The sequence below is a fragment of the Microcoleus sp. B4-D4 genome, assembly GCF_036705185.1.
GTDB lineage: Bacteria > Cyanobacteriota > Cyanobacteriia > Cyanobacteriales > Microcoleaceae > Microcoleus.
This window is the reverse complement of sequence record NZ_JAUBTX010000019.1, coordinates 44215-69422: the sequence shown is the minus strand read 5'-3', so window position 1 is coordinate 69422 and position 25208 is coordinate 44215. Positions and strand designations below refer to the sequence as shown.

24 protein-coding genes and 1 pseudogene are annotated in these 25208 nt (G+C 44.4%); 15 read left to right on the top strand and 10 right to left on the bottom strand.

The features are described 5' to 3' along the window. Window positions 1–46: 46 nt before the first annotated feature. Window positions 47–223 (top strand): ribbon-helix-helix domain-containing protein, encoded by a 177-nt coding sequence (locus QUB13_RS30480; protein ID WP_442922172.1) that lies wholly within the window; start codon window positions 47–49, stop codon window positions 221–223. A gap of 210 nt (window positions 224–433) precedes the next feature. Continuing rightward, window positions 434–805 (top strand): hypothetical protein, encoded by a 372-nt coding sequence (locus QUB13_RS16055; protein ID WP_333382399.1) that lies wholly within the window; start codon window positions 434–436, stop codon window positions 803–805. 114 nt (window positions 806–919) lie between these two features. Here the strand turns inward: QUB13_RS16055 and QUB13_RS16050 are convergent, their stop codons facing one another. Continuing rightward, window positions 920–2023, bottom strand: coding sequence for a precorrin-8X methylmutase (locus QUB13_RS16050; RefSeq protein ID WP_333382396.1), 1104 nt, complete (start codon window positions 2021–2023; stop codon window positions 920–922). A gap of 292 nt (window positions 2024–2315) precedes the next feature. On the opposite strand from QUB13_RS16050, the gene QUB13_RS16045 reads away from it, so the two are divergent. The 5 genes and pseudogenes from QUB13_RS16045 to QUB13_RS16025 all read left to right on the top strand — a co-directional run bounded on the left by QUB13_RS16045 (window position 2316) and on the right by QUB13_RS16025 (window position 6426). Further along, the gene (locus tag QUB13_RS16045) at window positions 2316–3428 is read left to right on the top strand and encodes a flagellar assembly protein H (RefSeq protein WP_333382394.1); all 1113 of its coding nucleotides are present in this window, start codon (window positions 2316–2318) and stop codon (window positions 3426–3428) included. Window positions 3429–3541: 113 nt separating this feature from the next. Beyond that, window positions 3542–3667, top strand: coding sequence for a hypothetical protein (locus tag QUB13_RS16040; protein WP_333382391.1), 126 nt, complete (start codon window positions 3542–3544; stop codon window positions 3665–3667). Window positions 3668–3740: 73 nt separating this feature from the next. After that, complete coding sequence (locus QUB13_RS16035; RefSeq protein ID WP_333382389.1) at window positions 3741–5654, top strand: heavy metal translocating P-type ATPase; 1914 nt, start codon at window positions 3741–3743, stop codon at window positions 5652–5654. 28 nt (window positions 5655–5682) lie between these two features. Further along, window positions 5683–5790: pseudogene (locus QUB13_RS16030) on the top strand (AAA-like domain-containing protein); the annotation flags it as partial. Between the two features lie 90 nt (window positions 5791–5880). Further along, the gene (locus tag QUB13_RS16025; RefSeq protein ID WP_333382445.1) at window positions 5881–6426 is read left to right on the top strand and encodes a diguanylate cyclase; all 546 of its coding nucleotides are present in this window, start codon (window positions 5881–5883) and stop codon (window positions 6424–6426) included. A 64-nt stretch (window positions 6427–6490) separates the two neighbouring features. Here the strand turns inward: QUB13_RS16025 and QUB13_RS16020 are convergent, their stop codons facing one another. Further along, window positions 6491–6844 (bottom strand): rhodanese-like domain-containing protein, encoded by a 354-nt coding sequence (locus tag QUB13_RS16020; protein ID WP_333382388.1) that lies wholly within the window; start codon window positions 6842–6844, stop codon window positions 6491–6493. Window positions 6845–7120: 276 nt separating this feature from the next. Then, window positions 7121–7729 (bottom strand): hypothetical protein, encoded by a 609-nt coding sequence (locus tag QUB13_RS16015; RefSeq protein WP_194009591.1) that lies wholly within the window; start codon window positions 7727–7729, stop codon window positions 7121–7123. 194 nt (window positions 7730–7923) lie between these two features. On the opposite strand from QUB13_RS16015, the gene rpsD reads away from it, so the two are divergent. Then, on the top strand, window positions 7924–8532 hold the full coding sequence (gene rpsD / locus QUB13_RS16010) for a 30S ribosomal protein S4 (protein ID WP_194009592.1): 609 nt from the start codon (window positions 7924–7926) through the stop codon (window positions 8530–8532). A gap of 511 nt (window positions 8533–9043) precedes the next feature. Here the strand turns inward: rpsD and QUB13_RS16005 are convergent. From QUB13_RS16005 to QUB13_RS15990, 4 genes are all read right to left on the bottom strand, one after another. Next, complete coding sequence (locus tag QUB13_RS16005; RefSeq protein ID WP_333382386.1) at window positions 9044–10246, bottom strand: catalase; 1203 nt, start codon at window positions 10244–10246, stop codon at window positions 9044–9046. A gap of 199 nt (window positions 10247–10445) precedes the next feature. After that, window positions 10446–12092 carry a peroxidase family protein gene (locus QUB13_RS16000; protein ID WP_333382384.1) on the bottom strand — a complete coding sequence of 549 codons (1647 nt, stop codon included), beginning with the start codon at window positions 12090–12092 and terminating at the stop codon, window positions 10446–10448. A 75-nt stretch (window positions 12093–12167) separates the two neighbouring features. Then, window positions 12168–13190: a DUF2235 domain-containing protein gene (locus tag QUB13_RS15995; protein WP_333382381.1), complete on the bottom strand. Its 1023-nt coding sequence runs from the start codon at window positions 13188–13190 to the stop codon at window positions 12168–12170. Window positions 13191–13771: 581 nt separating this feature from the next. Further along, entirely contained in the window at window positions 13772–14176 is a 405-nt protein-coding gene (locus QUB13_RS15990) for an STAS domain-containing protein (protein WP_194071087.1), read from the bottom strand. 210 nt (window positions 14177–14386) lie between these two features. Here QUB13_RS15990 and QUB13_RS15985 point away from each other — a divergent pair, with 210 nt between their 5' ends. The 3 genes from QUB13_RS15985 to guaA all read left to right on the top strand — a co-directional run bounded on the left by QUB13_RS15985 (window position 14387) and on the right by guaA (window position 17921). Beyond that, a complete protein-coding gene (locus tag QUB13_RS15985; protein WP_333382379.1) occupies window positions 14387–14590 on the top strand; it encodes a hypothetical protein in 204 nt (67 codons plus the stop codon). Window positions 14591–14685: 95 nt separating this feature from the next. Beyond that, on the top strand, window positions 14686–15972 hold the full coding sequence (gene cbiD / locus QUB13_RS15980) for a cobalt-precorrin-5B (C(1))-methyltransferase CbiD (RefSeq protein WP_373535967.1): 1287 nt from the start codon (window positions 14686–14688) through the stop codon (window positions 15970–15972). Between the two features lie 335 nt (window positions 15973–16307). Then, window positions 16308–17921, top strand: coding sequence for a glutamine-hydrolyzing GMP synthase (gene guaA / locus QUB13_RS15975; protein WP_333197560.1), 1614 nt, complete (start codon window positions 16308–16310; stop codon window positions 17919–17921). A 96-nt stretch (window positions 17922–18017) separates the two neighbouring features. On the opposite strand, the gene QUB13_RS15970 is transcribed toward guaA, so the two are convergent. Further along, on the bottom strand, window positions 18018–18551 hold the full coding sequence (locus QUB13_RS15970; RefSeq protein WP_333382377.1) for a DUF2726 domain-containing protein: 534 nt from the start codon (window positions 18549–18551) through the stop codon (window positions 18018–18020). 21 nt (window positions 18552–18572) lie between these two features. Beyond that, the gene (locus tag QUB13_RS15965; RefSeq protein ID WP_333382375.1) at window positions 18573–18845 is read right to left on the bottom strand and encodes a hypothetical protein; all 273 of its coding nucleotides are present in this window, start codon (window positions 18843–18845) and stop codon (window positions 18573–18575) included. Between the two features lie 361 nt (window positions 18846–19206). Between QUB13_RS15965 and QUB13_RS15960 the strand changes: the two genes are divergently transcribed. The 3 genes from QUB13_RS15960 (at window position 19207) to QUB13_RS15950 (ending at window position 23498) form a co-directional block, all read left to right on the top strand. Next, a complete protein-coding gene (locus tag QUB13_RS15960; protein ID WP_333382373.1) occupies window positions 19207–23082 on the top strand; it encodes an NACHT domain-containing protein in 3876 nt (1291 codons plus the stop codon). Next, a complete protein-coding gene (locus QUB13_RS15955; protein ID WP_333382371.1) occupies window positions 23052–23192 on the top strand; it encodes a hypothetical protein in 141 nt (46 codons plus the stop codon). The genes QUB13_RS15960 and QUB13_RS15955 overlap by 31 nt, the downstream gene beginning before the upstream one ends. Window positions 23193–23300: 108 nt before the next feature. Beyond that, the gene (locus QUB13_RS15950; RefSeq protein WP_333382369.1) at window positions 23301–23498 is read left to right on the top strand and encodes a hypothetical protein; all 198 of its coding nucleotides are present in this window, start codon (window positions 23301–23303) and stop codon (window positions 23496–23498) included. Window positions 23499–23617: 119 nt separating this feature from the next. Here the strand turns inward: QUB13_RS15950 and QUB13_RS15945 are convergent, their stop codons facing one another. Further along, window positions 23618–24571: a cation diffusion facilitator family transporter gene (locus QUB13_RS15945; protein WP_333382367.1), complete on the bottom strand. Its 954-nt coding sequence runs from the start codon at window positions 24569–24571 to the stop codon at window positions 23618–23620. A 241-nt stretch (window positions 24572–24812) separates the two neighbouring features. On the opposite strand from QUB13_RS15945, the gene QUB13_RS15940 reads away from it, so the two are divergent. Then, on the top strand, window positions 24813–25160 hold the full coding sequence (locus tag QUB13_RS15940; protein WP_193974387.1) for a hypothetical protein: 348 nt from the start codon (window positions 24813–24815) through the stop codon (window positions 25158–25160). Window positions 25161–25208 lie beyond the last annotated feature (48 nt).

Genomic DNA, 25208 nt, shown 5'->3' with positions numbered 1-25208 from the left:
AGAGGGAGAATAATGAACAATACCCATTAGAACAGACCCTACCGACGTGCCAACCCAAAAGCCAAGAACCACCATATATCTAGAGCCAGAACTCTTTGAGGCTTTACAGGAGAGAGCGAAAGAGGAAAAGAGAACGGTCAGCAATTTGTCCAACCTCTTGATTGAGCAAGCCATGAAAGCATGGCTGGCTGAGAACAAATCCCCATCAGCGTCAAAAGAGTAATTAAGTTAGTGGAACAAGAAAAGTCAGAACAAGAAAACGTACACAGTGCTACCGATCCAGAGAAATGCCGGGAAATGGAGAACCGATACGGTTGGAAACTGAAGAGAATTAGAACAAACAAAGATTTGCCACTCGAAGTCGATTGCATCTTTCACGGCGAACAGACTTCTTTTCAAGATCTTTGGCACGACAACCAAGAGTGAGGTAATTATGTCTAAGAAGGAAACCTGGATTGTTTACAAAGTAGAATCAATGAGCGCTGAAGGCTGGAGAGAACGCAAGTTAATGCCGTCCGGCGGCTTGACCGAAATGCTGACAGAAGAATGGGACTTTTCCGGCAAATTGCCCCAAATTGGCGATCGCGTGCGGGAATACGCCAATCTGCAAGACCCAGATAATGGCATCACTCACGGTAAAGATGGCGACTGGATTGTGACTCGGATCAACCATTTCTCGTCTCAGGAAACTAACCAGGAAATCGCAGTATGTTATTGTGCTTATCAACCCATTGAATCTAACTGGGTAGAACTGAAACGAGGGAGGCCGGTTAATGAGATTTTGCAACCCGCCGAGATTGGGTAAGTAGTCAGAAACCGGGTTTTTTATGAAAATATTTCATCACAGCCTGCAGATTAGGTAAAAACCCGGTTTCTTTGGCATAAATGCGTCCGGGAATGTCTAATCTAAATCCCATCTTTACTTGAGATGACAGTGGCAATTCGGCTTTTCAATCAAAGACTCAACCAAAGCATTCAAAGCCACCGCCGCCAATAAACCACCGCCAAAAGTTCCCACCGTCGTAATATAAGGAACGCCCGATCGCACTAACCGCCGTTTCGCCACCGGAGAATGACTAAACCCGATCGGCATTCCAATCACCAAAGCCGGTTGCAGTTGCCCGTTCTCGATCGCCTCGCACACCGCCATCAGCACAGACGGCGCATATCCTATCACCAATATACAGTTTTTTTCCAACTTCAACAATTTTTCAAACCACTCGCGCTCAGCCCAAAATTCCTGTTCCGCTTCCGCCGCAGCATTGATGTGCGGATCGTCAATTAAAGTTGCAATACTTGTTCCCAAATGTGCCAATCTTGTGTTATCCAAAGCCGCAAACACAGGAGGCACGTCAGCCACAATTTGACATTGATTTTTCAAAGCTTCCCGCGCCGATTTAATCGCCGTTTCGCTCAACTTCACAAACGGCAACAGCGAACAATCACCGCTGGCTAATACCAGTTTAGAAAGCAAGTCTACCTCAATTTCCGAGCGATCGCTCAAATCCGGCAACAAATGCTGCAACGACTCTCCAAACGCCTCCGGGTGAGTGTGCGCCCCCGCATCCCAACCATTCCAAAGTTGTTCCAACTGTCCCAACTCCCCGTCAGTTTGCGCCTGCAACAGCCTCAATTGCGCCAGTGCGCCCGCTTGCACCGCTTGACAGGAAAGATCCCGCCCCAGCAATCCTTCGAGGGCACAAGCCGTTTCTCGGAGGCGAACAATCTGCTGAATTACCGACAGATATTGCTGTTGCAAAGCCGTCACCAGCGCGTCAGGAGAAGCATCCGCATCAGTTTCTAGCAATTTGCGGATGTGAGACAGTTGAAAGCCTTGTTGCTTGAGTGCGACTATTCTTTGAAGTCTTTGCACGTCGCTGCGGGTGTAAAGTCTGTAGTTAGAGGTCGATCGCACGGCCGGAGATAGCAGCCCCAAAGCGTGATAATGCCGCACCATCCGAGGCGTAATTGTGCCTTTTACCGCTTCAGTAAGTTGTTTGATTGTCAGGTATTCTTGTTGCACAACACCAATTCTGCAAACTAGGACTAAATCTTCTAAATTATATCCGATATCTGTAGGTAAACGGCAATGCCGTGTCCGGCGCGGGACTATGCAATTTTTATAATTAATGTTCTTATTGAATAGCGTTTAATTTTTAAAATACTCAATTTTTAGAAGTGTTATTGCGATAAAAAAGTAATTTATATTTTGTGATATCTTTCTATTTTACCCTAATTTAAAATTGAAAATATCGCTTTAAAACATGATAAAATTAACTGATGCAGTGAATCCAAAATCTTAAATATAAAATCGAATGACTCGATTAATTCACGATCGCTTTGCCAAAGAATACCTAGAAGAAATGCTGTCTCCATTAGGAACAGTCAATATCGGTCACGATGTCACTTCCGAAGTGCAAGAAATCGATGTTTACTTTACTCATGAAGCCACAGTCCCAGAACATATCGAAAACTTAGGATTGTTGGGGCAACTAGCAACTGCGACGGCCATTTTTGAACCGTTCCGCAACCCGGCAACTATCAGGGAAGTTGTAGGTTGCATCAGCAAATTGTTTGATATTCAGAGCGAATTAGAGCGAGAAGCCAGAAGAGACTATATTCGACTTAACGAAAATGATTTTCCGAAATTGTGGATTCTCACTCCCACAGCGTCAGAATCGCTGTTAAACGGGTTTCGCGCACAACCAGACGAACCCAATTGGATGCCCGGTATCTATTTTTTGGGGGAATATTTGCGATCGGCAATTGTGGTAATCCATCAGTTGCCAAAAACTCCCGAAACCTTGTGGCTGAGGATTTTGGGCAGAGGAAAGGTGCAGGAAAAAGCAGTGGCCGAGTTGATCGCCTTGGCTACAGACAACCCCCTGCGAACTAATGCGTTAGAATTGCTGTATCGACTGCAATCAAACTTAGTAGCAAATTTAGAACAGCCCATAGAAACAGAAGACCGGGAGTTAATTATGACTATCGCACCTCTTTTTCAAGAACAGTTACAAGCAGCACAGGAACAAGGATTAGAGCAAGGATTAGAACAAGGATTAGAACAAGGATTAGAACAAGGAAGACAAGAACAACAGCGCTTAATTTTAGAGAATTTTCTGCGAGTGAGATTTGGAGAACTAGACTCGTTGATGATAGCGTTTCTCTCTCCCGTGTCCAGGATACCTGCTGCCGAGTTTACGGTAATTTTGCTGGCGATATCTATGCTAGCGGTGGATGCAGCAGGCAGGCAAGAAGCGGTGAGATTGTTAGCAGAAAATGTCTTGGCACTGCGCTTAAATGAATTTGGCGATAGTTTACCTACACTGGTTGCTAATTTGTTGGCTTTACCTGTCGCAGAGTTGACATTGTTGTTGGAACAATTGCCTCAGTTATCGGCTGATGAATTGATTTCCAGATTGGGATAGATATAGTCTTGGACGCACGGGTGGTCAGAAACCTGGTTTTTACGAAAATACTTGATTGTAGCCGACAGATTCGGTAAAAAACCGGGTTTATTTGGCTTGATGTGTCCAGGACTATGTTTGTTTGTGCAGGACATGGCAATGCTGTTTTCTTACCAGATTTACCGACAGTTTATCGCGGTTTGCGATCGCCCGAAATACAGGAAACGGCAGTGTCGTTTCCCTACCAGCAGGGAATTTAAACAAAAAGCTTGACATTGACATTAATGTCAAGGTTTACGATGCAGGAGTCATTCTACCAAGTCAAATTTTCCCATGACTCCCAATTCCCTCCCCACCTCGCGCCTGTCGCGCCTCGCCGCAGAGCACCCCGATGCTGTGACTGCCGCCCTGTGCGGAATTCTGGTAATTTTGGGTTCGATCGCCCTACAAGTCGGTTGGCTGGGCTTAGCGGTGTTAATTTTGCCCGCTGCTTACGTGATCGGCGGCTATTCCAGCACCCGCGAAGGCTTGACTACGCTTTTTCAAGAACATGAATTAGATGTAGATTTGTTGATGATTGTTGCTGCTTTAGGTGCGGCTGGTTTGGGGCTGTGGCGGCAAGAATATCATTTAATTGTTGACGGTGCGGTGCTAATTTTAATTTTTGCTATTAGCGGCGCGCTGGAAGGTTATGCGATGCAGCGGACTGAACGCAGTATTCGCAGTTTGATGAGTTTGACGGCGGATACTGCTAGGGTGATAATGTACGATGGGGAACGGTTGGTGGCGATCGACAAATTGGCAATTGGCGATCGGCTTTTAGTCAAGCCCGGAGAAATTATTCCTACAGATGCGATAATTATCGAAGGCTACAGCAATCTCAATCAAGCCTCGATTACCGGCGAATCGATGCCCGTGGAAAAAGTTGCGGGCGATGAAGTTTATGCTGGCACAATTAACGGTGCCGGCGCGCTACAATTGGAAGTTCACAAAACTCCCGAAAGCAGTTTGATTCAGCGAGTGATTCGGCTGGTACAACAAGCACAAACAGAAGCGCCTCCTTCTCAGCAATTTGTGGAAAAGTTCGAGCGCGGTTATGCTAAATTAATTGTCGGTTTAGGCTTGTTGTTGGCAATTTTGCCGCCTTTTGTTTTAAACTGGAATTGGGAAGATACCATCTATCGAGCGCTGATTTTCCTAGTAGTCGCATCCCCCTGCGCGCTGATGGCTTCGATTATGCCGGCGCTGCTTTCGGGTATGGCTAACGGGGCGAAACAGGGAATTTTGTTTAAAAGCGGCGCGCAATTGGAGATAATTGGTAAAGTCCGGGCGATCGCCTTTGACAAAACCGGAACTCTCACCACGGGAAAACCTGAAGTTGTCAAAATTGTACCAGCAGCCGGATATACTGAAACAGAAGTTCTGCAATTGGCTGCAGCCCTCGAAACTCATTCCGAACACGCGATCGCCCAAGCAATTGTCCAAGCCGCCCAGCAGCAACAGTTATCGTTGTCAAGTGCGATCGACGTACAAGCAAAAATAGGCCGCGGCATTGTCGGCAAAGTTAACAATCAAACGATTACCATTGGTAAAGCCGATTTTGTGCGAGCAACTTCGGAGTTGACTCACATCAGCCAACAATTGCAAGCAGAGGGAAAAACAGTTGTTTGGGTAGCAAAGGGCGATGAACTTTTGGGCATCATTGCAGTCGCAGATACAGTCCGCCCGGAAGCAGCAGCCACAGTAAAACGCTTGCAAAATTTAGGTGTAGAACATATCATAATGCTGACAGGCGACAACGAACAAACCGCTCAATACATCGCCCAACAACTAGGCATTAACGAAGTGTACGCCGAACTTTTGCCGGAAGACAAAGTGCACCTAATTAAAAAGCTGCAAACCCAGTATCAAACCGTCGCAATGGTAGGAGACGGCATCAACGACGCACCAGCCCTCGCCCAAGCTTCCGTGGGAATTGCGATGGGAATTTCCGGTAGCGATGTCGCTTTAGAAACTGCTGATATCGTATTAATGGCAGATAAACTAGAACAACTAGGTAAAGCAATTAGTTTGGGCCGCCGCGCTCAAAATGTAGTCAAACAAAACATTGTTTTTGCGCTAAGCTGCATTATACTATTGTTGGCTGCTAATTTTTTAGGAAATATCACAATGCCGATCGGCGTGATCGGTCATGAAGGATCTACAGTTTTGGTAACATTGAGTGGTTTGCGGTTGCTGAGACATTAATTAAATTACTGGTTAAGTTGTCGGTGCTAAAAATAGCATTCACCTCGAACCTTTGATGGCCTATCAGCTATACAGCATGGGACTTGTCAAACTAGAAGGAAATAACTGTAGCTTGTCTTGCGAATTGTATCGCCTGTATTTTCAAGAGCAAAATTTGTGCGAGGACAGTTTTTCGGCTGTTGTTTTTGAGGAATTGCAGCAAGAAAATCAAAGGCTGCAAGGTTTGGTGAATGTGGACGAACTTACTCAAATTGGCAACAGACGGCATTTTGACAGTTGCTTGCGAGCAGGATGGAAACACATGGCTCGCGAGGGGTTGCCGATATCTTTAATTTTGTGCGATATCGATTATTTTAAAATATATAATGATACCTACGGACATCAAGCAGGAGATCATTGTTTGCGATCGGTAGCTCAGGCAATTCGCGGAGCGCTGCAGCGTCCTACTGATGTAGCGGCTCGCTACGGCGGCGAAGAGTTTGCAGTTATTTTACCTCAAACTGACGCGGCGGAGGCTCTGCTTGTTGCCGAACAGATTAGGCTAAAAGTTAAAGCTTTGAATATTGTTTTTCGCCCGGAGACGGTTGACTGTCTGCCCAATTCTATGGTGACAATTAGTTTGGGAATTGCCAGCGTTGTGCCCGGGCAGAAAAATGATTCAGCAACGCTGGTACTGGCTGCTGATGAGGCTCTCTACGACTCGAAAAGACAGGGGCGCGATCGGCTGACTATGAGCACGCTTTTGAATTTTCGATTTACTACTGTTAATTAGGATTCGGATTGTGTCCGCCCCAACGCAATCATAAAATAGGTTCGTAGTTGGAGCGGGCGTCAGATTAATAGCGTGGCACGGTGCGATCGACTACCATTGAGTAAGCATCGATGCCGCCAACGATATTTTTAACGTTCGTAAATCCTCGCTCGGTCAACCAGTGGCACATTTGAGCCGATCGCACTCCGTGGTGACACAGCACGAGGGTTTCTGTGTCGCGATCTAGTCTAGCGTCAATTTCACCAGACCATTCGGCAAACTCGCTCAGCGGAAAAACTACAAAACCCGGCAGGGCCGCGAGTTCAATTTCGTGAGGTTCCCGAACGTCCACAAGCTGAAATTTCTCAGCCTCGGTCGTTTTTTCTGCTAAGTAGCGACCTAATTCTTCGACGGTAATTTGAGCAAAATTTTGTGACATTTGATTATTTAAAAGAGTTATTGGTTATTAGTTATTGGTTATTGGTTATTAGTTATTAGTTATTAGCTATTAGTTATTTAACAGCTAACAACTAACAGCTAACAGCTAACAGTTAACAGTTAACTGTTAACTGTTCGGACATTTTCATGGCTCACATACAAAAGCTATAAACCGAGTTTATGAGGTTGCAGGTGCGCCCGCAGATTGTGATGAGGACGATCGCACTCACTACAATTAGCAATTAGCAATTACCAATTACCATTTCCCAATAAATAATTAATTGAGCCGCGAAGGCGGTGGCATTAGCTCGACGGGAGGAGTAGGTGCAGGACGCTCGTCCAACTGGCTCACTTTTTCCCTTGGATCGAGACAAGTTGCCAGCAACCTGTCAGTGGGAAAGTCGAGCCTGCCGCTCAACCCGACGACGCATTCAGCAAACTGTTCTGGTAATAAACTGCGGCGGCACCCATCAAGCACTAACAGGGGAGCTGCAGGTTGAGTTTTTGTTTTGGTGTGAATATTCACTACGCAAGTAGTCAATTCGTCTGGCCGCCTCACTTGCCGACAGGTAGAGAGGGCTTCGAGACCAGAAATATTTGTTTTGCGGTTGATTTGGAGGGCGCATCTAGATATGTCGCGGGGGTGGAGCGCGTCGGCACAAGCTGCTGCTGCTGCCTCGGCCCCTACTCCGGCTTCGATTAATTCTTTAGCGCAGACGCGATAGGAATTTTGAGTTCGGGGAAATCTCAGAGTGATGGCTGATGCTGGGGAGATTGGCAGTGCTACTGCCAACAAACTCAGGGCGACTAGGGGAGTGCCGAGAGCTAACATCCAGCGCGGTGCTGGCTTTGGGGCAGAAGTTAGGGGAAAATTGCGCTTTTGCATGGCTGATCGAGTTGTGAGTTTTTGGGCTGATTGGGGCGATCGAGCGATCGGCTTTTCTTTCAGAATTTACCGCACATTACGGTTCGCTGCGGTCGATCAATTTTTTTATTGATATTTGTGAGAATTTTGAGCGTTATAAACATATAATATAGAGTCTGCATAAAATTGCATACAGAGATTAGAGAGGAAAATAAATGTCTCGATATCGAGGCCCCCGATTAAGAATCGTTCGTCGCCTGAAAGAGTTGCCCGGTTTAACCCGCAAAACGCCCAGACGCGATTACCCGCCTGGGCAGCACGGTCAAAACCGCAAAAAACTCTCTGAGTATGCGGTTCGTTTGCAAGAAAAGCAAAAACTCCGTTTCAATTACGGTGTGACGGAACGCCAATTGCTCCGTTACGTCCGCAAAGCCCGCCGTGCCACGGGCTCCACAGGTCAAGTGTTACTGCAATTTTTGGAAATGCGCTTGGACAATACTGTGTTTCGGATGGGAATGGCTCCAACCATTCCGTCCGCTAGACAATTGGTAAATCACGGTCACATCACTGTTAACGATCGTGAAGTCAATATCGCCAGCTATCAGTGCAAGCCTGGTGAAGTGATTGCAGTGAAAAATAGAGAGCGATCGCGCACGATGGTGGAAACCAATCTCAAAGATCCAGGCTTGGCTCACTTGCCCAGTCACTTGGAATTTGATAAGCAAAAACTGATCGGCAAAGTCAACGGCGTTGTCGAACGCGAGTGGATTGCTCTTCAGATTAATGAACTGCTAGTTGTGGAATACTACTCGCGGCAAGCTTAAGTTATTAATCATCAGTCGTTGGTCATTAGTCATGAGTTGGTTGCTAGCAGAATAATTAATAATTGGGTAGGAACCCAGTTATTGATTAATTGCTACTCAATAATGAGGACTGAGGACTGAGAACTAAGAATTAATAATTTTCAATAATCCCACCCCCTAAAAAGGGATGGGATTTTTTGAAGGTTTCGCTGGTTAATATCGTTTCCGGTTGGATGGGAATGATAAAGTCAAGGTCAATAATCTTATAGATTGCACCATTTTCAATAAGCTTTTTATGGACGGGCTCTCCGGCCCATCCCACAATCAAATTCACTCTTTGACAGAACAGGCCGGACAGCCTGTTATTGAAAATTCTGCAAGATATGAGTATGAGTAATTCCACATTCCCCCACTCCCCACTCCCCATCATAAGGAGTGTAACCAGAATTGATATAACTTCTGGGAATTACTATTTGCTCGGACGATACCTGGTTGATGGCATTAAATGATGTCCCCGCCTCAAATTTTTCCCTTAAAATGTTTCTTCTCCTGTGGGTTCTTGGTGGACGAGACCTCGCTTTTGAAGGCGATAATTCGCTACAACGGGGTAAACCACACCGCGTATCCGATTGATCGCACCTACTGGACGGTGGACTGCTAAGCCGTTCCAAGGAGAATATCTCAGGTTTTCGTTGAAATCAGATTGTTTTTCATAATCAATAATCTGATGCTTGACAGTGAGACGACCTACTTTCAAGAAGGGTGATTCCTTTTCCTTCCAGACATTGATGCCATCGTCGATCGGCATTTTTAGGCTGGTTTGGAACTGAATGCCAAAATCCCACCAGTATTGGGCATCAGGTTTCGCCAAGGCTTGAATTAGATCCTCCCGGTAATAATTGTCTGGTTTATTGGGATCTAAACCCAAGGCTTTAGCGCGATCGACAAAGGGAAATTTAGGAATTCCCGATCGAGATTGTTCTGGAATTATCTCGTGCGGTGGTTTAGATGAAACCGGAGTAAACCCATACTTAATTACAGCCGGATATTCGACAGGAACTAGACCAGGCTGGGAGGGATCGAAATCGGGATTGAGCCCCAAAGCAGAGGGTGAACCGCTCCAATATTTTGCTGTTAGCAAACTCTTCGGAGTCCGACTACCCGTAAGCGCTGAGACAGCTAAAAAGTGTCTGGGATGTCGTATTAGCCACTTTTTCAATGTCTCTGGTGATTCAACCAGAGCAGAAAAAAAGCCGTAGTAATCTTTGATGGTTTGGCTCACAAATATCTCTGAATTGTGAACAATGATGTCCTGGGTTTTTGACTCGTGGCTTTGCGCGAGTCGTTCCCCTTCCACCCCCATCACTTTCACTGAAATTGAGCGTGAATCTTTTTGGTAATCAGGGTATACTTTGGTAGCCCCGTTAGCAAATCGCAACCAAACAGGATATTCTTTGGGTTTTGCTAGCAAACCTTGCTTAAGAGAAATTGCATTGAGTTGCGAAGAAGTTAACGAAGCGCGTTTGCCCAATTCCCGTTTAATCGCTTCCTCATCAAAGTCAAAAATTTCCAGAGTTCCTTTAACGCAAGCGTGAGTTTTGGCGTGAGTATCTCGCAGCGCCCGCTCCTTATCCCCGTAAAGATTATCCATCCGAAGCTTGGCCTGCTCAACCAAAAGATCGTAATATTTGAGTTCGTCCTGTTCGGGATATTCGGTAAATAACTTCTTGTTCATAACATAACCTTCGATTAATCGCTAAAAAAGGATCTACACACACCGTTGCATCTGTTAAACAGTATAACTGCTGGTGCAATTGCTCCCGAATTGCCGTAGCCGATCGCTTGCGAAAAGATCGCCTTTTTCTTCCTCATTTTTGAGGGCGCAGGTGTCTTTGCGCCCCCAACTACTTTGAGTCTTAGTTGTCAGCTACAACTTAAAGATCGAAGGAGACTTTGTACTTGCGATCGCTTGGAGGAACATTACGATTCACTAAATCAGAGACTGTTTTGGTATTTTGGATAATTTCCCAACCAACCTCAGAAAAAGTTTCCTTATTGAAGACTTTAGGCGATAACAAAGGATTAGTTAAAGCTTGGGAGAAAGCATCAATGCCAATTATCCGTGCTACTAAAGGCGGAATTGCTGAATTTTTCCGGACATCTTCAGCGTACAATCCGACAAAAAATTCAATCTTATCAACATGACCGTACAACTCTTTTAATTTCTGTTGAGCGTATTCGTCACCCGTAATTTGATTGAAATCAGTCACCCTGGGATAACCACACATTTCGCGGTAATCGTTATAACTGGCTAACTGCGCCTGCCGTCCGAGTTTAACAGATGCTAGTTCGGTAGCATCAATAAATGTATAGGGTGTTCCTGCGATCTTAAAATCAGGTGTGTTAAACAAACCAATTCTAGTGCCTGGTTGGGAACAACTTTCTTCCATCAATGCACCCAACCCTTTATCGATTAACATCTGATTATTCCAGAGGGAATCGTACATGGATTTTTCTTTCCCGTCATAGATAAAGGTTTCCGGAACCGCACTATGCCAGCGATAGACAAAACTAAACTCAATCGCCATCCAATTTTCTCGATACCAACTTTCCTTTGTAAAAGCTTCTGGATCGGCAAAGAACCTAAAATTATAGGGCGTAATGTGGAAAATGTACTCTTCCATAATGATATTGAGAACAATCACCATGAGAATATTTCTCGCGGTTTGGAAGAGCCTCTCATCGTCCCATTCCGGATAGCTTTTGGACAAAACATCACAAATGCGATTATGCTCCCTGATACATAAAGTGTTGAGCATGACATAGCCAATTTGGACGTTGGCCCGTTCAACTCCCATTGCAAATAGCTTGCCTTTCTTTTCGGGGGGTTGTCTTTTCTCATCATTAAGGGGTTCATGAAGACCTTCAAATTGAGGATCGATAATACCCTGCTCAGGATCGGCATAATAAAAGAGTGGATACTCTTCTTTTACGCCATCTTGGCGATTGAGTTTTTGGGTTTTAAATTTACCGTCTTTGAAAGCTCTGAGCATATTTGTTTGTTTGCGGGTCAACCCGTAAACATTACACATATCAATCTGATGGTTGGAGGTATTTTTGAAGCGGTTTTGCTGATCGATCCGCAGAAAACTATCTGTAAACCACTGCACCCAATAGGGAAAGAGCAGAGTCGATTTTTCCGAATAAATGGTTTTTCCGTCTCTTTTTTGGAATAAGGTCTTTACTTTGTCCAGCGGTGGTAAATTCCCTTCTTTGTTAAATTCCGGGTCGGGAGGTAAATGTCGCCCAGTATAAGTTTTGTCTGTAAGTGAATCCCAAGAGATATAGGTATCAGTTTTCTTGGGAATATCTGTCCCTGGAATTTTGGGATCTAAGCCCATTAAGCTATAGGGAAGCGGGCGAGTCGGAAGTTTGTAAATGATACTATTGAGAAAAAATTTGTTTAGCTTACGTTTCAGAGGCTCGTAACTTTGAACTAAATTCCAAATTGGTTTGAAATGAGTCAACGTATATGCTAAAGCTTTGTTGCTCAACCCATCTCTCGATGTATCTCTTGTCATGATTGCTTTTCCTTTCGATTGTTGTAGATTAGATCGTCTTCTTATGTTCGGTTCTGAGAGCTTGATAAAGTTTTATCACTTTTCTAGATTTTCAATTACTTTGGAGAGAACTTTTTGCAGATTCTTAGGCCGATAGTCTTGGCGTTTTTTCAATCGCTCGATCGTGCTTTCATGAAGCTCCTCAATGGCATCGCCAACCTCGCGGAACTTGATTCCTGCCAATTTGAAGAACCCTGGATCGTTTTTAAAATCAATCTCATAATTAGGATTGATACCTGTGGGAATGACACTTGGATCGAATTCAAGCCCCAATCCAAGCTTAGCGGTTGAATCCAACATCCACTGCAAGGCAGCATCTGATAAACCGCTGTATTCTTTGGTTCCACCGCCGATGCAGATATGGGAGCCGGGAAACCAAACTTGAATAACCCGCTGGTTCTCAACATCAGGATTTTTCTTCATAGGGGTAACATCAAAGATTTCGCGAATTTCGTCGATCGCCACGGCGTGCAACGCATTTTGAATCGACTGATTTAAAGTGGTATCGTGGAATCTGTACCTCTTATTGAGCTGTTCGCGATATTTCCTGAAGGCGGGTAGAATAGGAATACCAAGCGCTCCAACGGTGTCGAAACAACCAAGCAAGGTAATCGGGACGCGCTCGCCGTAATCTTCGCGGTAATTGGCTGCTAGCCGATCCTTTGGTTTAATGTCTCGGGTACGGTAAAGCTCGTAAGCTTCTGAGGCCCTGGTAATATGAGGGCGGTCTAGGAGACCGGAGCAATAAATCATCCCCGTTAGACTCCTGACTGTGTAAGCACCGCGACTGAACCCGAATAGATAGATTTCGTCACCAGGCTCGTAGTTGAGACAAAGAAAACGATAGGCATCTTGTATATTTTTATCGATTCCCAGTCCAGTGGCTCCGCCCAAAATCTTGTTAGTATCGGACCCAACTCCCTCGTCATAAAACACGATCTGCGGAACCCCGTCACTGCCACTCGATTTCACTGCCTGGGCCAGCTTAATCACATTACTTGGGTAACTACTATTTAGTTGTTGCCAAGTTCCATCACAGCAAACAATCAGACGTTTCATTTTTAGATTCTCTCCTTGAATCTGAAATTTGAGAGCGAGCTGTCTTTGGTAATCGGTTACAAGAGAATTGCCAATTCCGGTGTTTCTATCGCCTGACAGCGATCGCTCCTAATTTATTGCTTTAAATTTTGTTATTTGGCTGGGCAATCTTTAGCTATTTCCATTCTCAGGATATTAGTCCCAAAACACCATCTAGTCTAGTTTGTTGTATTAAAATGTCAATTTTATTTATATTTCTTAAATAAAAAATCAGAGCGTGAAATAGTAGGTTGGGTTCTGGGAAAGTCCTCGATTCTCCTAAAACGTAAAAAAATCAGAGCGTGAAATAGTAGGATGGGTTCTGGGAAAATCCTCGATTCTCTTAACAGAAGTAGCGATCCGACGCCGTAGTTAAGAAACCTTTAAACACATTTACGCTATGCCAGGTTAGTTTTTAGCTTGCAAGGTAGACTGGCACTTCCGGGTAATTCCGATCAATATATATGGCAAACACTCCCTAGAGTATCAACCTCTTGGGAGATATTAACTTGCCGATTTAAAAACCTAGGTTTTAGGGCTTAACAAGGAAGCTATCGCAGCATTTAGCCCGCCAAAAATTGCTCGAATTCCCGATCGAATAAATCGCCCCAAGGGCCAAAACAAATTTCGCGCGAACTCATCCACTCGGCTCTCAAATCTCTAGAGCTAGCTAAATCCATAGCATGAAAGACGATCGACTTGCCGAGTATAGCAGCTAACTCCAATCCTCGGGCGAGGGCGGCAATTCCCTCTGGCGCGACAGCATCCACTTGCTGCAGATCCACGACAACTCTCAGGGTGGCCGTTTCCAAAGCTTGCTCCAAATTAATTTGGAAATCTAGGACAGAGATGCCGCCGAGACAGCCCTTGAGTTGCAAAATAATGGTGTTGCATGGGGTGGTTCGGTGAGCTAGTTGAGAGGTTGAATCCGAAACAAATGGAGGCGTGAGGTTAGTAGCGGTCTTCATATTTCTTCCCCCTGCGAGACCGCAACCATAACTCTACTCAATACGGGGTAAATCGGGGGAAAAAGGATGCAAGGTGTGTGGAAGATAGCTATAACCATCTGGTTTTAAAAATTTGTTTACAGTATTTGTACTTAATTCCTGGAATTTGTTTGTTACTCTTGGACGCGCTGGCGATTTGGCCCGCGAGGGATAGCTTCGCCGCGGCTGCGGGTGTTTTGTGAACATCTGCGGGCCAGTAAGGCTTCGGAGTCGGTGGTGGGCGATTCTGGAAGGGGGATAGTTATCCTACTCTTCACCGAACCCTTGCGGGGAACGGGAAGGCGAGAGCGAACGATCGCCCGTTCTTCTCAAAAAGTCTTGCTGGCTTCAAGGCAACTGGTAGGACACAATTATTACTTGACAAAAATTACCTGAACTGCATCTCGTAGTAAACTCTAAAAATAAGCTTAAATGTTTGAGGGCGATCGCTGCTAGTAGGTGATGTCGATCGCCGGCAAATTTACGGATCTATGCACTCCATCGTGACACAAACTCAACCTTTATCCGGGTATACACTGCCAGTATTCGCCTGTGCAGCAGCACTGGCAGCTTTGCGGTGCTTACGTGGAGGTATTCAGTATGTAGATACTGTATCAGTAGATTTACTGGAACCGCAAGTAACTGCAGAAATTCCGATCGAACAAGCATCTGTACTCAAAACTGATACTGCTCTAGGCGTGACTCGCTCCGAGCCGGGAGACAACCTAGATTTGACTCGCAATACCCCCGTTTGGGCAATGGTGGAATTGCACAGAGGGGAGGGGGAGAGGGAGAGAGGGAGAGGGGGAGAGGGGGAGAATGGGGGAGAGAGGGGGAGAGAGGGAGAGGGGGAGAATGGGGGAGAGAGGGGGAGAGAGGGAGAGGGGGAGAATGGGGGAGAGAGGAGGAGAGAGGGAGAGGGGGAGAATGGAGGAGAGGGAGAGCAGATTGTGATTGTTGGGGGTGAGGGAATTGGACATCACAAAGCAGGTGGAGGAGCGGCAATCTATGATTATGCGATGCGGCTGCTGCGATCGAATCTGAGCAGAGAACTCGCACGGGGAGAAAAAATTACTGTCACCCTGATTTTGCCTTCAGGGCGCAAACTGGCGGCCCGTACTTCTAACGCAGCTTTCGGTGTCGTAGAAGGACTTTCGCTGCTGGGTACAACGGGCATTTCTCAACCGCTGAGCGCCCCCGGACAGTTGGAAGTTTATCGCGAACAACTGCAACAAAAAGCCGAACTGTTTGACACTTTAGTTTTCTGCATTGGCGAAAATGGCTTGGATTTGGCGCGACAACTGGGGATCGATCCGCAGCGGCTGGTGAAAACTGCTAACTGGCTGGGCCCGCTGCTGGTAGAGGCAGGATTTCAGGGCGTGCGATCGATTTTGCTGTTTGGCTATCACGGTAAATTGATGAAATTGGCGGCGGGGATTTTTCACACTCACCACCACCTCGCCGATGGGCGCAGGGAAATTCTCACAGCTTACTGTGCTAAAGCTGGAATGCCCGCCGATGCCTGTTCCGCGATTTTTTCAGCAGCGACGGCCGAAGAGGCTCTCGGGCAACTGCGGGCTTTGGATGGGGCAACTGGTAGCAATTGGGTCGATCGAATTTACGGTGAGATTAGCCGAGAAATAGACTTGCGATCGGCGGATTGCATTTTTACTCACACTAACCAGCGTATTCCCGTGGGATCGGTGATGTTTGGGCGCGATCGCAAAATTATTGTTAAAAGTGACATAGGAGATACATTTTTGACACAAATTTGTTAATGTAGTGTGAATATCCCGTAATTCTTTGTAAAAGATAGCTCAGGGATAATATTTAACAAGTAATAATTCTCAGTCCCTAGACCTTGATTATACTGGGTTGCGTCCTGAATAAATTTCTGATGCAATAGTTTAATTAATTAGGGTAAGGCTCGAAGTAAATATATGCTTGTCGCAGACCCTATTAATTGACTGACATCGCTGACAGCAATCTAGTATAAATCTTATTTATTCCTAGCGACTAAGGGTAGCTCGCTTCCATCAATTTTGGACTCAAGCAGCGACCAATACCTCCGCTACATTCTGCCCAACTAGCAATTAGCAATTACGCAATCACCGTGACTACTCAAATAGAAACTGACTCTGACCTCACAAACTCTTCTCTGGGGCAAATAGACCGCCAAATGATCGTGATTCTCGACTTCGGTTCGCAATATTCCGAACTGATTGCTCGCCGCATTCGCGAAACTCAAGTATATTCAGAAGTTATTTCTTACCGCACTACTGCAGAACAGTTAAAAGCGATCGCACCTAAAGGAATTATTCTGTCAGGAGGGCCGAGTTCTGTATACGATGAAAGAGCTCCTCAATGCGATCCGGAAATTTGGAATTTGGGAATCCCAGTGCTGGGTGTTTGCTACGGGATGCAGTTGATGGTAAAGCAACTCGGCGGGACAGTTGAGCGGGCTAAGTTGGCGGAATACGGCAAAGCATCGCTATTTATTGACGATCCTACGGATTTGCTGACAAATGTCGAGGAGGGCAGCACGATGTGGATGAGCCACGGAGACTCCTGTAGCGAGTTGCCGTCGGGTTTTGAGATCCTCGCTCACACGGACAATACTCCGTCTGCTGCTGTGGCTAACCACGAGAAAAGTTTGTACGGCGTTCAGTTTCACCCAGAAGTGGTTCACTCGATCGGCGGACAAGCTTTGATTCGCAATTTTGTTTACCATATTTGCGAGTGCGAACCGACTTGGACGACGGCTACTTTTGTTGAGGAAACTATTCGCGAAATTCGTGCCAGGGTGGGAGATCAACGAGTTTTGTTGGCTCTATCCGGTGGGGTTGATTCTTCGACTTTGGCTTTCTTGCTGCACCAGGCGATCGGCGACCAACTTACTTGTATGTTTATCGACCAAGGGTTTATGCGGAAGCAGGAACCGGAACGGTTGGTGAAATTATTTCAAGAGCAATTCCACATTCCGGTGCAGTACGTTCAAGCTCGCAGTCGCTTTTTGGCTAAGCTTGAAGGTGTTACCGATCCTGAAGTAAAACGCAAGCGGATCGGTCACGAATTTATCAGTGTATTTGAAGAAGAATCGAAGCGTCTGGGCCCTTTTGATTACCTAGCCCAAGGTACTCTTTACCCGGATGTGATTGAATCTGCTGACACGAATGTAGACCCGAAAAGCGGCGAACGAGTTGCTGTTAAAATTAAAAGTCACCACAATGTGGGCGGGTTGCCTAAAGATTTGTGCTTTAAGTTGATCGAACCGCTACGAAAGTTGTTCAAGGATGAGGTGCGAAAAGTCGGCCGGTCGATCGGGCTACCGGAAGAAATCGTGAACCGACAACCTTTCCCGGGCCCGGGATTGGCGATTCGGATTATAGGAGAAGTTACCGCAGAGAGACTAAATATTTTGCGAGATGCTGACTTCATAGTTCGCCAAGAAATTAACCGCCACGGATTGTACGGCGAACTTTGGCAAGCTTTTGCAGTTTTGCTACCGATTCGCAGTGTTGGGGTGATGGGCGATCAGCGCACCTATGCTTACCCGATCGTTCTACGATTTATCACAAGTGAAGACGGGATGACGGCTGATTGGGCGCGGGTTCCTTACGATTTGTTGGAACTGATCTCGAATCGGATTGTGAATGAGGTTAAGGGGGTGAACCGGGTGGTTTACGATATTACTTCTAAGCCGCCTGGTACGATCGAGTGGGAGTAATACCATTGTCGATTATTGATTTTCGATTTTGATAGATGCCGTCTGTAAGTCCTGTGTTAATTACAGGACTTACACATAAAATTTATAGTCTAAGAGTCAACTGTCAACTGTCAACTGTGTTGAATAGTGTTGCAAAAATGCTTCCAGTTCTGTCCGTCCTTGTTGGGTAATTGAGTTGTAGAAGACTTCTTTTTGTCCATTGGGAGTGTAGAAACGATAGAAGCGTCGATCTCGATCGATTTGTCGCAGGTATACTAAGGGAACGCCAACAGATGCAAGGAGTCGGGCTTTTTTGCGATCGCGCTCCTGCACCTCTGGGCGATCGTGCCAATGAGATTGACATTCTATCACCAGTTGGGCTTTGCGACTAGCACAATAACCGCGTTCCATCAAGGCGATATCGACTCTGGAACTCACCCAAAATTTCCAAAGTTCAATGGGAAGACGGGTGAAAGTTTCTGGACGAGAACAGATGATTTCTAGGGGAACTTGGGGACAGTAACGGAAGCGATCGCCTAAAATCATCTCTAGAATATCGATAGCGATCGTTTCTAACTCGTTGATGATTTCTCCGCTTTGGAATTGGGGAAATGAAGACAAAGAATTGTCATAGTCAAGGGCGTATAGCATTAGTTTTATCTCCGATTAGGGTTAGTGGGAATTAAGGGGGTTGTAGACGACTGTCCAAGCGTTTGCACCCAGAGCGGTGGCAGTCCAAGCGCCCTTCTGGTAAGGTTTGCCTTCTTTCCGAGCGCGGTAGAGAGTTGTGGTGGATACCTCCAGCAGTTGTGCGGCTCTATGGGTTGTGCAGGATTGCTCTATTACAGTTGGTTGGGATTGGAGTTTTACCCTTCTCTTTTTGTTAAGGAAGTTGAGGGGAGTGGGTGGCTCGTCTGGGAAAAGGCTGAGTTGGAAGGCTGTCATAAGCTGAACCTTTGAGTGTTAATGATTCAAGCCTATTGGAGTCAACTGGATTTCTCCAGAGCAAAACGGTTCAGAAAAAAGTGAACTGATCTGAACTGGTCAAGAAACTTGATGCTGACTATGCTAGGGATAGTTTTGATTGAGATTTTGCGCCTGTGCTGTTGTCCCGGCGTGGACTCAAGTCCACGGCTCATAGCGAAAGTCCACTCAAGTGGACTGAAGAGCGCTTTTTAGGGTCAGCATTTAGTCCTCTTTTAGAGGACTTTCGCTATGAGCCAGGGGTTTAAACCCCTGGCGGGCTATGCAACTGATGCAAAATTCTCAATTTCATCCACTCTAGTTGTTAGGAAGGAGTCAAGCTATGGCATCTGGAAGGATTCGGATTGATGGCGCTGGTTTGGATCAAATTCGTCTACGGATGGCTGAATTGGAGAAGCCGCTAAATCCAGATAAACGAGGTTGGTCTGAAGAAGACCTTGCAGGACAAGCTCGTGTGGGTGACAGCACTGTTCAACGCTTTCTCAAGGGTAATCAATGCAATCGCAATCAAGTCATCTTAATTCTTCAAGCATTAGGATTTGAACCCATAAAATTTATTGCCGAACATGACTCCAACTTGCAGAATTGCGATCGAGATCCGCAGCCAAACATTACCATTGATTGGCAGCGAGTTTGCCAAGAAATGTTAAATGAACAGCAAGAGGAGCAACGCTTCAGACGGAGAGCGACAGAAATGGGATTTGAAATCAATGTTTTTGTACCGCTAGGTTTAATCGAACGGAAACAGCAGCAGCGTCGCAGTGGTAATGTGCCTATGGAACTGTTGCATCAATTAGAACCGGAAGTCGTTACCCGAATTTACGAACATGATGAATTCATGACTGACGTTATTGAACAAAACCCTACTGGAAAAAATAAACATATTGCTATTGTCGGCGAACCAGGAGCAGGAAAGACAACGCTGTTAGATAAAATCGCCACTCACATTCAGGAAAATAATCAAGATTTGCCGATTTGCATTGCGCTGGCAAGTTTGCAAGGAAAGACACTGAAAGACTATATCCTTCAGGAATGGTTGCCGGAAGCTATGGCTCTGGTTTATCCTGATATTGATGTAGAGAAGTCTCACAAAACATCTCTACAAAAACGCTTGCGTCACGGTGGGGTGTGGCTGTTACTCGATGGTGTTGATGAAATGGCTGTAGGGGCGAACAGTTGTTTGTCCTTAGAAGAAATCCGAAACCAGCTTACTGATTGGTTGGGTAATGTGCGAGTTGTTTTGACCTGTCGAACCAATGTTTGGGATGCCAGTCTCAAGAATCCCCTCACAGGTTTTGATACTTACAAAACTCAGGAGTTTAAACCAGAGCAAGTAGATAATTTTATTCAGCAGTGGTTTGCTGAAGCAAAAAATATTCAACGGGGACAGGAGTTACAGAAAAAGCTGCAAGAACCGCAAAAAGAACGCATCCGCCAACTCGTAAAAAATCCGCTTCGCTTATCTCTACTGTGTCAAATATTCAGCAAAAATAAGCAAGTCGAATTACCAGAAACTAAAGCAGAACTATATCAACACTTTGTCCGCTATTTCTATGAGTGGAAACCATCCCAAACGGTTATTGATTGGGCGACTCAACCAGGTTTGCGAGAAGAATTACATCAAGCCCTCGGTCGTTTGTCTATAGCAGGATTGGATAGCGATGCTAGATTTCGGTTGCCACTGAGTTTAATTCAGCAAGAAATGGGCGATAGGCTGTTTAAATTAGCCTGGGATCTCGGTTGGCTGAATTTGGTAGATCGAGAATCTGCAACAGATGAACCTGTTTACGCATTCTTTCATCCTACATTCCAGGAATATTTTGCATCTTTAGTAATGGATAATTATCAATCTTTCATGGAGCGCTATCGAATCTTTGAAACCCAATGGCTAGAAGTAGCTATATTATGGTTAGAAAGTTTTCAAATTTCAGCAGTGCTAAAGAAAGAATTGATCGACACAATAACGAATCTTAAGGAAGACAAATGGAAAAATCTGTATCGGCTTAAGCTTCTACCATTAAATATAGTTTACTCGTGTCAATCTGGCGACATACATTTTATTAGTGAATCGGTGGATTTGGTTTGCTTGGATGATAATCCACAAATACAACAATACAAATTAATGTTTCCTGGTTATGAGGAATTCATCATAGAATCGTTAAAATATTACGCTCCCAAAGAAGCCTGTGATATTATAAGTCAAGTCGTCATAAATAATACTGATTTAGAGCTATACGAACTATCTCTATATAGGCTTTTGGAAGTTTTATTTAAAATCAACCCGGAGCATGAATGCTTAAAAGTATTAATCCCTAAATTATTAAAAGATGATAATGAGGGACGTGCCATAGAAGTGGCAAAAATAGCTTTAAAAAATGATAATTTCAAGCAAATTGCCGTTGATTTTTTAGTTAATGCTTTATTGAACGAAGATGAGCAATACGAAAGACAAAATTTTGATGTCGTTAAGATTTTAATGGATTCTCAGATTTTGGACAAAGTGGTTATTGGTAAGTTAACATCATTTTTAAATAGTCAAGATTCTATGATTCAATCGCTAGCTATTTCAGATTTAGACGAACTAAGCCTAAATCATAACGCTTTAGTCAACAATCAAGAAGTATTGGATGCTTTGATTGATTTCATAAGTCAAAATCGAAACAATCCAATAAGTATTATTCCTGCTATTGATATAGTCAAGAGACTTGATATTGATATTTCCAAAGTCAACAGAGCAATCATTGATTTGTTATATGCCTCACAATATCCAGTGCTTATTATGTCTTTGTTTGACTATTTAGAAGCACAAGGTTTTATTGGAGAAATTATTAATAAATTAATCCAATTAATTGCAAATGAAGAAGACACATATGAATCTATAGCTTATGCTCAAATGTTAGTAATGAGAAGCTTGAGCTATCCAAAAATTTTCGAGAAGCCGTCAATCATTAAAAAATTGATTTGTTTGGTAGAAGTAAAAATCGACTTTTACTATGTTTTAATACAAATTTTTTCTCAAACTACAACAATGTATGAGCGTTTTAAAATAGTAGGCTACCAAAGTAGCAAAGACAAGACATTCATTGATTTTATAAGTTTATCGATAGAAAACTATCTGAATAAAAATATAACCGAGGAGTTAAATTCAACCACAAGTAACGATACAGAAAATGTGGAAAATTATTTCATGGAGAAGCAATATGTTGAATTTGTTTCACTAATTAGCGATCCCGAAAATTTAAACCTTACAAACTTGAGGCAAAATCATTTTACTGGAAAATTATATATAGGCGATGAAATTGCGATAGCCAAAATAAAACAAACTAATTTTGAAGTTATCGATAAAATAATTGAAATCCTCAAAATAAATAAAGACCACATATTACGCCATATTTGCATCGAGATATTAGTTAACATTGAAACATTGTCACAACAATCTATTGCTGATAAATTAGTAAACTTAACCGTCAATTTAAAAGACAGTCAAATTCAAGGTTTTCTTGCCGGAGAATTAAAACAAATTACTCACAAAGCACAACTGCAAAGGCTAGTTTTTGGTATAAAGGATTATGTAGAAGATGCAGTGGCTAAGTCGGACTATAATTTACATATAATTGCTTATTCAGTGCTGTGGCATTGTGCTAATCACTTGAGTTATACGGAATTTTCTGACGCTTGTTGTGTTCAACCATCCTTTACTGACTTAGAGGCATTTGAAAACATCTCTATTGCTAACTCTTCTACTCCTCAACTCCTCCTCAACAAAGTTGAGCAATCTTCAGTTCTTCAGTCTGCGGTTTCCCATAATGAAGAACTCAATCAAGCAGTACAACTGATTTGTATTGATGGTAGGGAATTTCACCCTCCAGATAATCCTGCCACTGATATCTATATCCAAATGGTAGAGCAAGGTTGTCCAAAACGACAAGAAGGAACACCCACAACTATGCCACTGCTCAAAGCCTATTGGCGACTGAATTTGAGGAACCTAGAAAAACGAGTTGCTTTGGTGTTCTACAACTCTAAAATCGATCGCGAATTCAGCGAACCTTTTTTAACTGCACTGAGTGCTTTTGGAGGCACGATCGCAATCATCACCGATCGACCATGCGACAATGTAAAACGCATTTCTCCTAACCATCCGAATCTCATCGATGCAGTTTTGAAATGGCTGCATCGATCGATTTTGGAGGCTTGAATTTTGATTTTGCCAGAAGGCGATCGCTTTTTCACCAACTCAGGCCCGATCGCACTCACACCCCCAAATCCAACTCGATCGAAACATTTCTTCATCTTTCTCTGAATTAAGAGAATCGTCCGCTAAAACAGAGTAGGAGAATTTCCGCTACGATCGAGAGTAGATAGGCTAGCACCAGATAAAATAAAGTAAAAATTCCATCCGCACTACCCGTTGAGATGGCTGCGAGCTCTCGGTTCAAAAGTGGAGATTTTGCTACCTTGGCATTTGCGGGGGGAAATAGCTACAGAAATTCAAAATACTTGGAATTTATACAAATAGAAAGACAGAAATCGACGACAGCCGATCGATCTATTGTGGAAAACTTGCCGATTCCTGTGGAAAACCCCCCTTTTCCTGTGGAAAACTGCTACTAAATTAAGTGCGATGGCTTTAATTCCCTTGATAGCATTTAAAAAATTGGAGGAATTACGATCGCCAAAACCCCTCCTTCATCCCTCGCACTTCTTCCTTCTATCCCTTAAATCCCTTACACTCATCTGTTACCGAAGTTCCTATTTACTTCTTCCTTCTGTTCGGAATCGTAGCTAATTCGATCGGACTCGTAAGCCGGAGGCTCGACGTGAATTAAGATGCGTACAGGGCTGAAACGTTCTTCCAAACGGGCTTCTACTTCTTCTGTAATCTGGTGAGCAGTTTCTACATCAGCCGCATTCACAATCATGTGCATATCAATAAACACTTGACGCCCGATCGCACCGCGAGAGGCGATCGAGTGACAGTTGACAACACCCGGTACATCCATTGCGATCGCGTGGATCGCTTCCGGGGCGATCGCCATTTCATCCACCAACCAAGGCAGATTTTCCCTTAAAACTTTCCAACCGCTGCTAAATACCAAAACAGCCACAGGAAAAGACAAAAACACGTCTAGGGATTGCAATTGAGGTATATTCCAAACCTGCCCTTGCCAAACACCAATCAACCCAGCAATTACCATAATTGTCACCCAAACATCGCTCATCGTGTGCTGAGCGTCAGCCACCAAAATCGCGCTACCGAGACGCTTCCCAATCCTGCGCTCGTAAAAAGTGACAAAAATATTAATCCCCAGTACAATCAGCAATATCCACAGTTCATTTGGGGATATTTTGACAACTGTGCCACCTTTGAGCAACCTTTCAACAGCGCCGCTGAGAATTTCAAAACAGGCAATTCCCAGAAAAACAGCTATTCCCAGAGCTCCGAGAGCGTCAAATTTCTGGTGTCCGTAGGGATGATCGCGATCGGGCTGCGGATTGGCATAATGATTAGTTACCAATCCTAAAATATTATTAGCGCTGTCCGTGACGCTGTGCAAAGCATCTGCCAGCAAACTGAGGGAACCAGTCAGCCATCCCACGGCTGCTTTAATTGCCATCACCAGCAAATTTAGCAATAAGGTAATTATTAAAACCTTGCGGATTTCGGAACGGTTATCGGCAACCATAAAATCTCCTCGATCGGCCATCAAGTGTTATTGCTTCTAGTTTAAAGCCGATCGAGCGATCGCAAATTAAAAGTATTGTAGAATCTAGGTTGCGGTTAGATTTACATTCATTAATTTTGCCCAGCTTCTTGAGACAAATTGTAATTAATAGCATTCTTGCAGTCCAATTTAGCTGGCAGGTACTTCTTTTGGGTTACTATATCTTTTATCATTAACAATTGTATGTTAAATTTCATTGCCCATGTCTCTTTCTCCCCTGACACTGAATTTAATTGAAGGTTCTGTTTCCTTTAGCTTTTCCCCGCAAGCCGCGCGGGATTTGCAAAGCGAGATTGCAGCTTTGATGGACAGCTTAAAAGCCGTAGCAGCCAAAACCGCTGGCGCTAAAGCTTCTCCCCAAAAACCGATGGAATATCGGTATGCGGGGGATGTATTTTTGGAGGTTTTTTGCAACCCGAATATCTGGCCAACTCCTTTTGCTGCGAAAGTGCTGATTACGGTTAGGGACGATCGCGTGCGCGTCACCACCGAAGCCGAACTCAGCCGCCTGCGCGACGATCTCGCTCAGTATATCGAACAAGTCGGTTGAGATGCTGCAACGTGAAACCCGCCGGTTTGTCAAGGTTAAATGCCCGAT